Below are 13,812 nucleotides of genomic sequence, written 5' to 3'. Positions count from 1 at the left end.
ATGCCCTGGACCCACGATGAAATGGCGGCGCGCGCCGCTCAGGAGCTGCAGGACGGCTTCTATGTGAACCTCGGCATCGGCCTGCCCACTTTGGTGGCCAACCACGTCAGCCCGGACATCGATGTCTGGCTGCAGTCCGAGAACGGCATGCTGGGCATCGGCCCTTTCCCCAACGAGAACGAAGTCGATGCCGACCTGATCAACGCGGGCAAGCAGACCGTGACGGTGCTGCCGGGCTCGTCCATCTTCGGCAGCCACGACAGCTTTGCCATGATCCGCGGCGGCAAGATCAACCTGTCCATCCTGGGCGCCATGCAGGTGTCCGAGCACGGTGACCTGGCCAACTGGATGATTCCGGGCAAGATGGTCAAGGGCATGGGCGGCGCCATGGACCTGGTGGCCGGCGTCAAGCGCGTGGTCGTGCTCATGGAGCACGCGGCCAAGAACGGCGAGCACAAGTTGCTGCAGGCCTGCACGCTGCCTTTGACGGGGCTGGGCGTGGTGGACCGCGTCATCACCGAGCTGTGCGTGCTGGACGTGACGCCCGCGGGCTTCAAGTGCGTCGAGATCGCACCCGGTGTGACCCAGGACGAGGTGCGCACCAAGACGGGCGCGCACGTCGAGTTCGCCTGACCACAGCGCATCTCACCCAAGCCGCCCCATCCACCCAAGCCGCCGCTCAGGCGGCTTTTTCACGTCTGAGAGAATCGAGCGCATGAACTTGACCCTCCTCGTCGTGGTGGCCTTGCTGGTCATCAACCTGCTTCTTTTGGTGTGGCTGCTGAAGCGGCCGGTCTCCTCACCCGATCAGGCCCTGGCGCTTTTGTCGCAAGAGCTCCAGTCGCATGCCGATGCTCGGCAAGCCCAGACCGAGCGCGACCTGCGCGAGGTGCGCGAAGAGCTGCAGCGCAGTGCCAGCGGCACGCGCCAGGAGCTGACGCAGTCCCTGGGGCAGGCGATTGGCCTGTTCCAGCAGACGGTGCTGGGCCAGCAGGGCGATGCCACGCGCACGCAAAACGAACAGCTCGACAGCTTCCGCGTGCAGCTGGCCGCCATGCAGCAGGCCCTGGCCGATGCGTTGCGCGACAGCAGCCACCAGGCCGGCTTGCAGGCTTCGGCGCAGCGCGAGGCCCAAGCCCTGGCCCTGGCGCGCTTCACCGAGGCGCAGGAGGCTTCGCTCAAGCGCCTGTCGGACGCCATGGGTGAGCAGCTGCGCGCGCTGTCCGAGTCCAACGACCGCCGCTTGGGCGAGGTCCGCACCACGGTCGAGACGCGCCTGCAGGCCCTGCAGGCCGACAACGAGAAGAAGCTGGAGCAGATGCGCCAGACCGTCGATGAGAAGCTGCACGCCACGCTGGAAGCCCGCCTGGGCGAGAGCTTCAAGCAAGTGGCCGACCGCCTGGAGCAGGTCCACAAGGGCCTGGGCGAGATGCAGGGCTTGGCGCAAGGCGTGGGTGACCTCAAACGCGTGCTGACCAATGTGAAGTCGCGCGGCGTGTTTGGCGAGGTGCAGCTGGCGGGGCTGCTGGAGCAGGTCTTCACCATCGAGCAGTACGCGGTGAACGTGGCCACCGTGCCCGGCAGCAACGAGCGCGTCGAGTTCGCCATCAAGCTGCCGGGGCGCCAGGATTCGGGCGAACCCGTCTGGCTGCCGATGGACGCCAAGTTCCCCCGCGAGGACTACGAGCGCCTGCTGGACGCCCAAGACCGCGCAGACCGCGTCGAGGCCGAAGCCGCGGGCAAGGCGTTGGAGTTGCGCATCCGCGCCGAGGCCAAGACCATCGCCACCAAGTACCTGGCGCCGCCACACACCACCGATTTCGCCATCCTGTTTTTGCCCACGGAGGGCCTGTACGCCGAGCTCTTGCGCCGCCCCGGCCTGATGGAAGCGTTGCAGCGCGAGCACCGCGTGGTGCTGGCCGGGCCCACCACCTTGCTGGCCACGCTCAACAGCCTGCAGATGGGCTTTCGCACACTGGCCCTGGAGAAGCGCTCCACCGAGGTCTGGCAGGTGCTGGGTGCCGTCAAGACCGAGTTCGCCAAGTTCGGTGACGTGCTGGCCAAGACGCGCAAGAAGCTCGACGAGGCCAGCCGGGTCATGGACGACGCCGACCGGCGTGCCCGCGTCATGACCAAGGCGCTGCGGGATGTGGTGGCCCTGCCGGACAAACAGGCGCAGGCTTTGCTGCCTGGCCAAGAATCGGCCCTTGACGAGGCCGACGCCGATCCGCTGGTCTGAGCGCCCTGGCGACCGTCCGGGCGACGAGGAGGCTCAAGCCTTCGCGCCGAGCTCTTTGGCGCGTTGCTGGCGCGCGCGCAGTTCTTCTGCCGAGGGCTGCTGCTCGGCCAGCGTGGGCCAGCCTTGCAGGTGCTGCGTGACGATCTGGCTGAAGGCGCGCACCCAGTCCAGGCGGTCGTTCAGGCAGGGTATGTAATGGAAAGCTTGGCCGCCGCTTTCGAGGAAGGCCTCCTTGCCCTCCATGGCGATTTCTTCCAGTGTCTCGATGCAATCGGCCACAAAGGCGGGGCAGACGACGTCCACGCGCTTGGTGCCAGCCTTGCCCAGCGCGCGCAGCGTGGGTTCGGTGTAGGGCTCCAGCCACTTGGCTTTGCCGAAGCGGCTCTGGAAGGTCACCACGTACTGGTCTTTCGTCAGCGCCAGGGCTTCGGCCAGCAGACGGCCTGTTTTCAGGCATTCGCAGTGGTAGGGGTCGCCCAGCAGCAAGGTGCGGTGCGGCATGCCGTGGAAGCTCATCACCAGCTTGTCGGGGCGGCCTTCGCGCGCCCAGTGCTCGCGCACGCTGGCGGCCAGGGCGGCGATGTAGCCGGGGTCGTCGTGAAAATGGTTGATGTGGCGCAGTTCGGGCAGCAGGCGGGTGTTGCGGCCCCAGTCAAAGACTTCGTCCATCACGCTGGCCGTGGTCGCGCCGGAGTACTGCGGGTACAGCGGCACCACCAGCACGCGGGTCACGCCCTCGGCCTTGAATGCGTCGAGTTCTGACGACACGCTCGGCTGGCCATAGCGCATGGCGTGGCGCACGCGGACCTGGTGGCCTTGCTCGCCCATGAAGCCTTGCAGCAAGGTGGTGAGCTTTTCTGTCCAGACGCGCAGCGGCGAGCCCTGCGGCGTCCAGATGCTCGCGTACTTCGCGGCCGACTTGGCCGGGCGCACGCGCAGGATGATGCCGTGCAGGATGGGCCACCACACCGCGCGCGGGATCTCGACCACGCGCGGGTCCCACAGGAACTGCCCCAGGTAGCGGCGCAGCGCGGGGGCCGTGGCGGCTTCAGGGGTGCCGAGGTTGACGAGGAGGATGCCGGTGCGGGGCACCTGGCCGTGCTGGAAGGGTGGTTCTTTGGCGACGCTCATGGCGTGGCATTGTGGGCCACCCGGGGCAGTGTTTGCGCCAGGCGACACAACTCTGTCGTCACTGCCACGATGTCGATGGGCTTGGTCCAGTAACCGGTGAAGCCTGCCTGCTTGGCGCGGGCCAGGTCTTCGGGCATGGCATCGGCCGAGCACATGAAGGCTGGGGCATCGGCCAGGGGTGGCAGCTGTCGCATGGCCTCCAGCACCTCGAAGCCCGACATGCCGGGCAGGTGGGCGTCCAGCACGAGCACGTGCGGCGGGTTCTCGCGCGCCATGCTCATGGCGATGTCACCGTCTTCGGCGATGTCGAGCGCGATCTCGGCGTAAGGCCGCAGGGCTTCGGCAAAGAGCAGGGCGTTGATGCGGTTGTCTTCGACGTAGAGCACACGCAAGGCAGGCAGATCGGCAGAGGCCGACATCGGGGTGGCAGGCACAGTCATCCAGTCGGGGCTGCCGTCTTCCGGGGTGACTGCAGCCGGTGTTTCGCGTAGCTCGGCCACCTCGTCCTGCGGCCCCACGGTGTGGGCACCCGGCAAGGTGACGCTGACCCGGGTCCCGGCCCCGGGTTGACTGACGATGTCCATGTGGCCTCCCATGGATTCCACGAGCGATCGGGTGATGATAAGGCCCAGCCCTGTGCCTGCCACGCTCGAGGTTTCCCGCCCGAGGCGCTCGAAGGGCTGGTAGAGCCTGGCCAGTTGCGCGGCCGTCATGCCTGTGCCCGTGTCCTGCAGGCTGAGCAGCACGGTGTCGTCGGCCTGTCGCTCCGCCCGCACCACGACCGAGCCGCCATCGCGGTTGTACTTGATGGCGTTGGAGCCGATGTTCATCAGCACCTGGCGCAGGCGCTGGCGGTCGGCCAGTACGGTCGCATCGGGCTCGATGTAGGAGCTCATGGAAATCTCGCGCTGCTCGGCCATGGGCAGCAGCATGGACAGGCACTGCACCAGCTCGTCTGCCAGCGTGATGGGCTCGGGTTTGAGCTTGACGATGCCAGCCTCGACCTGCTGCAGGTCCAGCACGTCGTTGACCAGGCCCGAGAGGTGGCGGCCCGCATGCAGGATCTGCTCGATGTAGTTGCGCAGCGGGTTGTCGCCACTGCCTTGCCCCATCTGCAGGCGCATGAGCTGCGCAAAGCCCGTGATGGCGTTGAGCGGCGTGCGGATTTCGTGGCTCATGCGCGAGAGGAACTCGCTCTTGGCCGCGCTGGCCGCCTCGGCGAACTCGCGCTGGCGCTCGGCCTGTTCGGCCTGCTTGAGCACAGAGATGTCGGAGTGCGTGCCCACCACCCGCAGCGGCTTGCCGTCGCGCGAATGGCTCACCACCTTGCCGCGCGAGAGGATGTGCAGGTAGTGGCCCTGGCGGTGGCGCAGGCGGAACTCCACTTGCTGAACACCGACGCTCTCGGTGACGAAGCGCATGGTGCTGTGGGCCACGGCATCGCGGTCCTCGGGGTGCACGCGCAGGAAATACTCTTCGGGCGTGTCGGTGATTTCGTGGTCCTCGTAGCCCAGCATCTGTTTCCAGCGGGTCGAGTAGTACATGCAGCCGCTGGGCATGTCCCAGTCCCACACGCCATCGCCGGCGCCTTCCAGGGCGAATTTCCAGCGTTCTTCGCTGAGGGCCAGGTCCTGCACGGTCAGGCGCTCGCGGGTGATGTCGCGGAAGGTCGCCATGGCCGCGAAAGGCGGGGTGTCTCGGTCCACGCGGATGAGGTTGGCCGACATCTGCAGCCAGACGATTTCGTGGTCGGCCCGGCGGGCCGGCACCACACGGTCGGTCACCCGCAGGCCTGTGCGCATCGTTTCGCTCAAGGGCCAGCGCTCGCGGGGCAGGGGCGTGACGAGGTCGTCTTCGAGCAGGTCAAAGGCGCTGCCCACCGCTTCGTTCAGGGACGGCAACCCCGCGGGCAAACCGAGGATGCGGCAGGCCGCTGGGTTCAGCGCCACCACACGGCCATCGAGGTCGATGATGATCAGGCCGTCGCTGATGGTGGCGGCCACCGAGCGGTAGAGCTCCTCGCTGACGCGCAGCTTCTCTGCGGCGTTCTTGCGCTCGGTGATGTCCGCCGTCAGGTAGAGCAGCTGGCCGGCCGGCATGGGCGTGATCCGAGCTTCGAAGTGCCTCAGCACCTGGTCGTGACCACGCAGATCGTAGTTCAGCGTCCGCGGCTGGCCGCTGGCGCGTGCCAGGGCCACGGCATCGCGCTGGCGTTGGCCGATGTCATCCGGCAGATGAGCGCCCATGAGCTGGCCGATCATCTTCGGCATCTCGCCGAGCAGCTGCGGGTGGTCCATGTGACCGTCCACGTAGCGGTCGTCGGCATCGATGACGAACCACAGGTCGGGCAGGGCGCGCAACACGGCGCTCAGGCGCGCTTCGCTGTCGTGCAAGGCCTGTCGCTGGGTGGTGAGCAATTCGGCGTTCTCGCGGGTCTGCGTGACGTCCATCGCGAAGTGCACCGTGCTGCCGTCGTCCAGGGTCTCGTCCCGCACCAGCAGCCAGCGGTCGCGGAAACGAATTTCGTGCGCGCGGTCCTGGTGGTGCAGGCCGAGGCGCCAGTGGAGGAATTCCTCTTCGCGGCCCACGGCTTCGGGGTAGTCGCCGCTGAGGGTCAGCTGCCGCAGGATGCTGGGCCAGTGCTTCTGGCCAGGCTCGTATGCCGCGCCCATGGACTGCCGCCAGTGGCGGTTGGCCAGCACGATCATGCCCTCGCGGTCGGTGATGACCACGCTCATGTGGAAGGTCTCGATGGCCTTGCGCAGCAGCTGGTCGGCGCGTCGTGCGGCCTGCTCGGCGCTCAGCTGGCGCGTGATGTCGCGGCTGGCCCCACGGTAGCCCTGGCACTCGCCTTGCGCATCGAGGATGGGCGTGCCGCTGATGCTCACGGTGATGCGGCCGCGCGGGGTGTTGCGGTCGGCGATCAGGTCCTGAAAAGGCGCGTGTCGGGCGCGGGCTTGCTGGTAGCTGTCCCAGCTGGCGCGTGTGTCATCGTCGCGTGGCGAGATGACGCTGGTGACCTTCATGCCGATTTCGGTCTCCGGCTCCAGGCCCGTGTGTTGCAGCAGCCCGGCAGACACCCAGGTCAGCTGACCGTTGACATCGGTCTCCCACAGCCAGTCGCTGCCCGCCAGGCTGGCGGTGCGCACGCGCTCTTCGGCGTGTTGTGCGCGGTGGGCGGTCACGGCCCCAAGCAGCATCGCGGAGGCCGCCGTGGCCACATCCTGCAAATGCGCCAGCGCTTCGTCGCTCCAGTCACGGGCTTGGGCATCGAAGGCGCAGACGGTGCCCAGCACCTGGCCATCGACCCACAAGGGCACGCCAGCATAAGCCACCATGCCTTGCAAGGCGGTGTTGGCGGCGAGGTGCTGGAAGCGGCTGTCGTCGCGCAGGTCACGCACGCACACAGGCTGTGGCGTTTGCAGCAGGTGGGTGCAGGGGGCGTCACTGCGTGCCAGGGGCGGCAGGTTCAGGCCAGTGCGCGCCAGCGCTTGCACGCGGTGGCTGTCGATCAGGTTGATCGCGGTGGTGGGCACCTGCAGGAGCCGGGACAGCATCCTGGCCAGGGCCTGGAAGGCTTGGGCGCTCTCTGAGCCCTGGGCTTGGAGCAAATGGGTGCTGTGGAGCAGCGCCAGGCGCTCCGCTTCATCCGGGTGGACTGCGCTGAAGGTCATGCAGAAAGACTTCTCGGCAACTGGCCGTGTCGTCGAATGTAGCGCAGTCAACGTCGGGCGTCGCTCCCGATCAACACTGAGGCAGCGTGTCCGAGAAGCTCAGCACATCGAAGCGGATCTGCGTGCTGGTGGGGTCCGTCGAAGGCGCGCCCAGGCTGATGACGCCGCTGCCGTGCAGGGTGCAGGTGCCGCGGCGCAGGGTCAGGGCCTGGTCGTCGCCATCGAAGCGAACGTGTGTGCCGTTGTAGCTCAAGTCGCTGAGGTAGATGTGACCGCTGTGTGACTCGATGCGGGCGTGCGAGCGCGACACCCTCGAATCGCTCACGCAAAACGAAGCCTGCGGGCTGCGGCCCAGCACCAGGGGCATGCTGGCCGTGGAGAACACGCGCTCGGTGCCCAGCCAGTTCAGGCGGATGCCGTCGGGCATGTCGGTTTCTTGCGCGTCCATGATGACGGTGGAGAGCGTGTCCCCGAAGCGGCGGGCCTCCATGCGCAGCACAGGCACCGGTTCCTTGCGGCCGCGCAGGTGGAGTTTGTCGATGCTGCGAAAGCGCTCCTGCTGGTCGGAGGGCAACTCGCGCAGCAGCGGGCCGGTGGTGAGCGTTTCGTGGTCACCGGCCAGGTCGAGCAGGCGCGCCGCCACGTTGACGGCATCGCCGAAACAATCGCCATCGACCTCGACCATCTCGCCCCAGGCGATGGCCACTTTCAGGCGGATGGCGCCGTGGCGTGCGGCCTGGTGCTGGGCGATGGGCGCCAAGCGCTCCAGGGAGTCGTGCAGGCTGACGGCCACCTCCACGGCAGGATCGGCCTGATCGAACACCGCCATAAGGCCATCGCCGAGCGTTTTGACCACACGGCCACCGCCCTTGGCCACGATCTGGCCGAGCAAGGACAGGCTTTGCGTGACGACCGTGGCCGCCTCCGTGTTCCCGAGTTTGAGATACAGCGCCGTGCTGCCGCGCAAGTCGGCAAACAGGATGGCGCGTTCCTTCGTGGTCCCCATGGCGCGTGATCTTGACCGGATTCGGGCTCGGGCAGCGTGATGAATTGCACGGAGTTTGCGGGCAATTCGCCAGCCTTGCCTGCTGCGGCCATGAAAAAACCCGGCGCATGGCCGGGTTGGATCAGCAGCGTCGCCGGGACGATCAGAGATTGTCCAGGTACGTGCGCAGCTTGTCCGAGCGGCTCGGGTGCTTGAGCTTGCGGATGGCCTTGGCCTCGATCTGGCGGATGCGCTCGCGGGTGACGTCGAACTGCTTGCCGACTTCTTCCAGCGTGTGGTCCGTGGACATCTCGATGCCAAAGCGCATGCGCAGCACCTTGGCCTCCCTCGGGGTGAGGCTGTCGAGGATGTCCTTGACCACATCGCGCAAGCCGGCCTGCATGGCGGCTTCGATGGGCGCGGTGTTGTTGGTGTCCTCGATGAAGTCGCCCAGGTGGCTGTCGTCGTCGTCACCGATCGGCGTTTCCATGGAGATCGGCTCTTTGGCGATCTTCATGATCTTGCGGACCTTGTCCTCCGGCATTTCCATCTTGGCGGCCAGCGTCGGGGCATCGGGCTCGAAGCCGAATTCCTGCAGGTGCTGGCGCGAGATGCGGTTCATTTTGTTGATCGTTTCGATCATGTGAACCGGGATGCGGATGGTGCGGGCCTGGTCGGCGATCGAGCGGGTGATGGCCTGACGGATCCACCACGTCGCATACGTCGAGAACTTGTAGCCGCGGCGGTATTCGAACTTGTCCACTGCCTTCATCAGGCCGATGTTGCCTTCCTGGATCAGGTCGAGGAACTGCAGGCCGCGGTTGGTGTACTTCTTCGCGATCGAGATGACCAGGCGCAGGTTGGCCTCGATCATTTCCTTCTTCGCATCGCGCGAGGCCTTCTCGCCCTCGTTCATGCGCTTGTTGATCTTCTTGAGGTCGTCGATGGGCACCACCGCCTTGGCCTGCAGGTCGATCAGCTTTTGCTGCAGCTCCTGGATGGAGGGCAGGCTGCGGGTCATGACGGCGCTGTAAGGCTTGCCAGCGCTGGCTTCCTTGACCGCCCATTCCAGGTTCAGGATGTTGGGCGGGAAGGTCTTGATGAACTGGTCCTGCGGCATGCCGCAGCGGTCCACCACGATCTTGCGCAGTTCGCGCTCGTAGCGGCGCACGTCATCGACCTGGGAGCGCAGCACGCCGCACAGGCGCTCGATGATCTTGACGGTGAAGCGGATGGTCATCAGCTCGTGGCTGATGGCTTCCTGGGCCTTGTTGTAAGGCGCGGACTTGTAGCCGTCCTTCTCGAAGGACTTGGCCATCTTGTCGAAGTTCGAGCGCAGGGCGTCGAACTTCTCCATGGCCTGGGCCTTCATCTCTTCGAGCTTCTTGGTCAGGGCCTTGGAGCCACCGTTGCCGTCGTCGTCTTCTTCTTCGTCGAACTCGTCGAAGTCTTCTTCGGCCACGTAGTCGTCGGCCTCGTTGGCAGCAACGAAACCATCGACCACCTCGGAGATGGTCATCTCACCAGCGCGGATCTTGTCGGACAGCGACAGGATTTCGGCGATGGTGGTGGGCGAGGCCGAGATGGCCAGCATCATGGCCTGCAGGCCACCTTCGATGCGCTTGGCGATTTCGATTTCGCCTTCGCGCGTCAGCAGCTCGACCGTGCCCATTTCGCGCATGTACATGCGCACCGGGTCGGTGGTGCGGCCGAATTCCGAGTCCACGGTGGACAGGGCGGCTTCGGCGGCTTCCTCGGCTTCTTCTTCGGTGGCTTGCGTCTGCGCGCTGCCGGAGATCAGCAGCGTGGCCGCATCGGGTGCCTGCTCATAGACCGCCACGCCCATGTCGTTCAACATGGAGATGATGGCTTCGAGGATTTCGGCTTCGACCAGCTTTTCGGGCAGGTGGTCGTTGATTTCCTGGTGCGTCAGGAAACCACGTGTCTTGCCCATCTTGATGAGGGTCTTGAGCTCCTGGCGGCGCTTGGCGACTTCCTCTTCGGACAGGGCGGTTTCGTCGATGCCGAATTCGCGCATCAGCGCGCGCTCTTTGGCACGCGACACCTTCATGCGCAGGGGCTTGGCCTTGGGCTTGTCACCACCGGTGTCTTCGACCTCGGCTTCACTGCCTTCGACCGGCTCGCCTTCGAGGTCGGCTTCGATGTCGGCGACGTCGTCTTCGTCGAAAGAGGCTTTGGCAGCGGCTTTGGGGGCAGCAGCAGGGCTGGCAGCGGTGGCAGCCTTGGGCTTGCGGCCGCGCTTTTTGGGCTCGGCTGCGGCTTCAGCGACGGTGGACTCGACTTCCGCGGCCGGGGTGGCGCGCGCCTTGGAGGCTTTCTTCTCGTTGGCGTCGGCTGCGTCGGCAGCTGCGGCGGTCTTCACACCGGGCTTGGCGGCTTTTTTCGCGGTCATGCACTTCCTCTGTTGGGTGCGGGGTCGGGTGCGGAAATCATCCGGAGGGCTCGCTGTGCCATGCGCTGCGTGCGCTGCGCCCGATGCAGGGCCCCTGGCGAGGTGTGCGTGGTGTGCATGGTGCACGGTGCGCGATCTGGCGCGGGTGTCGCAACGACCTGACTCAGGGACATGCCGCAAGGTGGCAAATGAACCTCGGAGAACCTTCCATTATCGCGCAAGTGTTGGCGCGTGAGGGAAAGGCGGCGCCAAATTCATGAAATGAACGCGCCGCATGGCATTTTGCCCGTCATCTGCCAGAGATGGGGCGCCCTTGGCTGATTTCAAGTTTCAAATCCCGGGTCAGGCGCAGGAGTTCCAGTTTGCGGGCCTCGGCGGCATCGGAGAGCTCTCCGGACTGCAGCAGCAAGTCCAGTTCCTCGCGCAGGGCGTCGAGCTCCAGGGGCCGCACCAGCTGGATCAGGTCGGCGACCGGGTCGGGCAGGGTGTCGATGTCGTGCAGGCGCTGGATGCGCTGCGCCAGGTCGGCCAGGGCGGCATCGCCATCGTCGCCCGGGTGCGGCGCTGCACCGGGCGGGTTGGACGCGTCGGCGGCGGTCGCGCGCATCTGGACCAGCACTTCGTCCCCGCTCAGGGCACCCTGGTCGTGCACGAGGCGGTCCAGCCAGCGGAAAAAGAGGCCGTAGGGCGCGGGCTGGTCGCACAGCAGGTCGTGGGCGGCCACGGGCAGCTGTTCCCAGGCGGCGCTGTGGGACACCAGCACCCAGACGATGCGGTCCAGCGGCGTGGCCGTGCGCGGCAGGGGGCGGCGTTCGGGCACGCGCCCGCGGCTTTGCCAGCGCCCGCCGGCGCCGCCTTTGCCTTGCCACTTGCCTTCACCCTTGTCCTGCCACTTGCCTTGCCATTTGCCCTTGCTTTTCCAATCGGTGCTCTGGCCGGCGTAGGGGTCGGCGCCGTAGGCGCTCTCGGGCTCCCAGAAGGGCTCGGACGAGGCGCCCGAGGCGTCGTGGCCATCGGGCTCGAAGGTGGGGATGCCGTCCGGGCCTGGGTGGCCGCCGTCCCCGTGCGCTGTCTGTGCCCCGTGCTGGCCTGGGCGGCGTCCTGGGCCGCGCTCCGTGCCTCGCTCGGCGGCCTGTTGGCGCTCGGTCAGGCGCTCGTCGAGCCGCCGTCGCACTTCCTCGGCGGCCGTGCGCGCGGTCTGGGCCAGGTCGTCGGCAATCAAGCCTCGCAGCGCGCCTTCCGGCAGTTGCGCGATCAGCGGGATCGCCTGGGTGAGCAAGCGGGCGCGGCCCTCGGCGCTGTCGAGGTCGCAGTCGGCGCTGGCATGCTCGATGAGCTGGCGCGACAGCGGCACGGCCTTCTTCACGCAGGCCTCGAAACCTTCGGCGCCATGCTCGCGGATGTAGCTGTCGGGGTCGTGCTCGGCCGGCAGGAACAGGAAGCTCAGGCGGCGCGTGTCGGTGGCAAAGGGCAGGGCTGCTTCCAGGGCGCGGCCGGCAGCCCGGCGGCCAGCGGCATCGCCGTCGAAGCTGAACACGATGTGCTCGGTGAAGCGGAAGAGCTTTTGCACGTGCTCGTGCGAGCAGGCCGTGCCCAGCGTGGCCACCGCGTTGCCGAAGCCCCATTGCGCCAGCGCGACCACGTCCATGTAGCCTTCGGTGACGATGGCGTAGCCCTTGTTGCGCAAGGCGGCGCGGCCTTCGTACAGGCCGTAGAGCTCCCTCCCTTTGACGAAGACGGGCGTCTCCGGCGAGTTCAGGTACTTGGGTTCGCCTTTGTCCAGCACCCGCCCGCCGAAGCCGATGACCTCGCCTTGCGGGTTGCGGATGGGGAACATGATGCGGTCGCGGAAGCGGTCGTAGCGCTTGGCTTCGTTGTCGCCCTCGGCCTCGTGTGCGATCACCAGGCCCGACTCGACCAGCAAGGGCTCGTTGTAGTCGGGGAAGGCGCTGGCCAGGCCGCGCCAGCTGTCAGGGGCGTAACCCAAGGCGAAGTGCGCAGCGATCTCGCCGGTCAGGCCGCGCCCCTTCAGGTAGGCCACCGCGCGAGGCGATTTTTTGAGCTGCTGCTTCCAGTGCTTGGTCGCCTGCGCCATCACGTCGGTCAAGGCGAGTTGCCGGGCCTTGACCTGCTTCTGCCGTTCGCGCTCTTCGGGGCGGAGGTTGTCGTCGGGCACCGGCATGCCCTGCATCTGTGCCAGGTCCTTGACGGCATCGACAAAGCCCATGCCGCCGAACTCCATGATGAAGCCCACCGCATTGCCGTGCACGCCGCAGCCGAAGCAGTGGTAGGTCTGGCGTGAGGGGCTGACGATGAAGGACGGCGACTTTTCCCCGTGGAAGGGGCACAGGCCCTTGTAGTTGATGCCCGCCTTCTTCAGCGTGACGTACTTGCCCACGACATCGGCGATGTCGGTGCGGGCGAGCAGGTCCTGGATGAACGACGGTGGGATCACGGTGTCAACAAGAATGAAACAGCCCCGGCGCGCAATGGCGGCGGGGCCGTTGAGATCGCTGATGCGAGTGTCGTTCTGTCAGCCCGCGCGGGCAAGCGCTGGCAGGAACTCAGGGCATCGCGTGTGTCGCGCGCGTCAAGCCAGGGCGGCCAGCGCAGCGGCGGTGATGTCGTCCACCGAGCCCACGCCGCTGATCTTGCGGCACTTGGGCGCAGCGGCATCGCCGGTGGCGGCCCATTGGCTGTAGTAGTCCACCAGTGGGCGGGTCTGTTGGTGATAGACCTCCAGGCGTTTGCGCACGGTTTCTTCCTTGTCGTCCTCGCGCTGGATCAGGTCTTCGCCGGTGGCGTCGTCCTTGCCAGCCACCTTGGGCGCGTTGAAGACGACGTGGTAGGTGCGACCCGAGGCCACGTGCACGCGGCGACCGCTCATGCGCTCGATGATGGCGCTGTCGGGCACGTCGATTTCCAGCACGACGTCGATCTTCACGGCGGCAGCCTTCATGGCTTCGGCCTGGGGGATGGTGCGGGGAAAACCGTCGAACAGGAAGCCGTTGGCGCAATCGGCTTGGGCGATGCGTTCCTTGACCAGGCCGATGATGATGTCGTCGCTGACCAGACCGCCGGAGTCCATGACCTTCTTGGCCGCCAGACCCAGCTCGGTGCCCGCCTTGACCGCAGCGCGCAACATGTCGCCGGTCGAGATCTGGGGGATGCCAAACTTCTGGCAGAGGAATGCGGCTTGCGTGCCCTTGCCGGCGCCAGGTGCGCCCAACAGGATGAGTCTCATGGTTGTCCTTGGTGTCCGGATGGTGCCGGGCATGTCACCCGGCTACAACTGCGGGAGGATAGCATGTCACCCCCCTGATCCGAGCATGGGTATGTCCCAGCATCGCGGCGTCAAGGTGACGTCGCA

At 66.6% G+C, this 13,812-nt stretch carries 8 protein-coding genes; 2 read left to right on the top strand and 6 right to left on the bottom strand.

The features are described from left to right. Both EV672_RS06925 and EV672_RS06920 read left to right on the top strand, forming a co-directional pair. Positions 1–633, top strand: a complete 633-nt coding sequence (locus tag EV672_RS06925; RefSeq protein WP_133607649.1) for a CoA transferase subunit B — start codon at positions 1–3, stop codon at positions 631–633. Between the two features lie 82 nt (positions 634–715). Continuing rightward, entirely contained in the window at positions 716–2,239 is a 1,524-nt protein-coding gene (locus EV672_RS06920) for a DNA recombination protein RmuC (protein ID WP_133607647.1), read from the top strand. Between the two features lie 33 nt (positions 2,240–2,272). Here EV672_RS06920 and hemH read toward each other — a convergent pair whose 3' ends face one another. The 6 genes from hemH to adk form a co-directional block, all read right to left on the bottom strand. Next, positions 2,273–3,370, bottom strand: coding sequence for a ferrochelatase (gene hemH / locus EV672_RS06915; RefSeq protein ID WP_133607645.1), 1,098 nt, complete (start codon positions 3,368–3,370; stop codon positions 2,273–2,275). Then, a complete protein-coding gene (locus tag EV672_RS06910) occupies positions 3,367–7,044 on the bottom strand; it encodes a PAS domain S-box protein (protein WP_133607643.1) in 3,678 nt (1,225 codons plus the stop codon). The genes hemH and EV672_RS06910 overlap by 4 nt, the downstream gene beginning before the upstream one ends. A 70-nt stretch (positions 7,045–7,114) precedes the next feature. Then, on the bottom strand, positions 7,115–8,050 hold the full coding sequence (locus tag EV672_RS06905; RefSeq protein ID WP_133607641.1) for an adenylate/guanylate cyclase domain-containing protein: 936 nt from the start codon (positions 8,048–8,050) through the stop codon (positions 7,115–7,117). Between the two features lie 142 nt (positions 8,051–8,192). Further along, positions 8,193–10,442, bottom strand: a complete 2,250-nt coding sequence (gene rpoD / locus EV672_RS06900; protein WP_133607639.1) for an RNA polymerase sigma factor RpoD — start codon at positions 10,440–10,442, stop codon at positions 8,193–8,195. Between the two features lie 289 nt (positions 10,443–10,731). After that, positions 10,732–12,897: a DNA primase gene (dnaG, locus tag EV672_RS06895; RefSeq protein WP_133607637.1), complete on the bottom strand. Its 2,166-nt coding sequence runs from the start codon at positions 12,895–12,897 to the stop codon at positions 10,732–10,734. Between the two features lie 135 nt (positions 12,898–13,032). Further along, complete coding sequence (adk, locus tag EV672_RS06890; RefSeq protein WP_133607635.1) at positions 13,033–13,686, bottom strand: adenylate kinase; 654 nt, start codon at positions 13,684–13,686, stop codon at positions 13,033–13,035. Positions 13,687–13,812 lie beyond the last annotated feature (126 nt).

Origin of the sequence: Aquabacterium commune (assembly GCF_004362855.1) — a bacterium.
In the GTDB taxonomy this organism is placed as follows: Bacteria; Pseudomonadota; Gammaproteobacteria; order Burkholderiales; family Burkholderiaceae_C; genus Aquabacterium; species Aquabacterium commune.
This window is presented reverse-complemented; position numbering and strand designations above follow the sequence as displayed.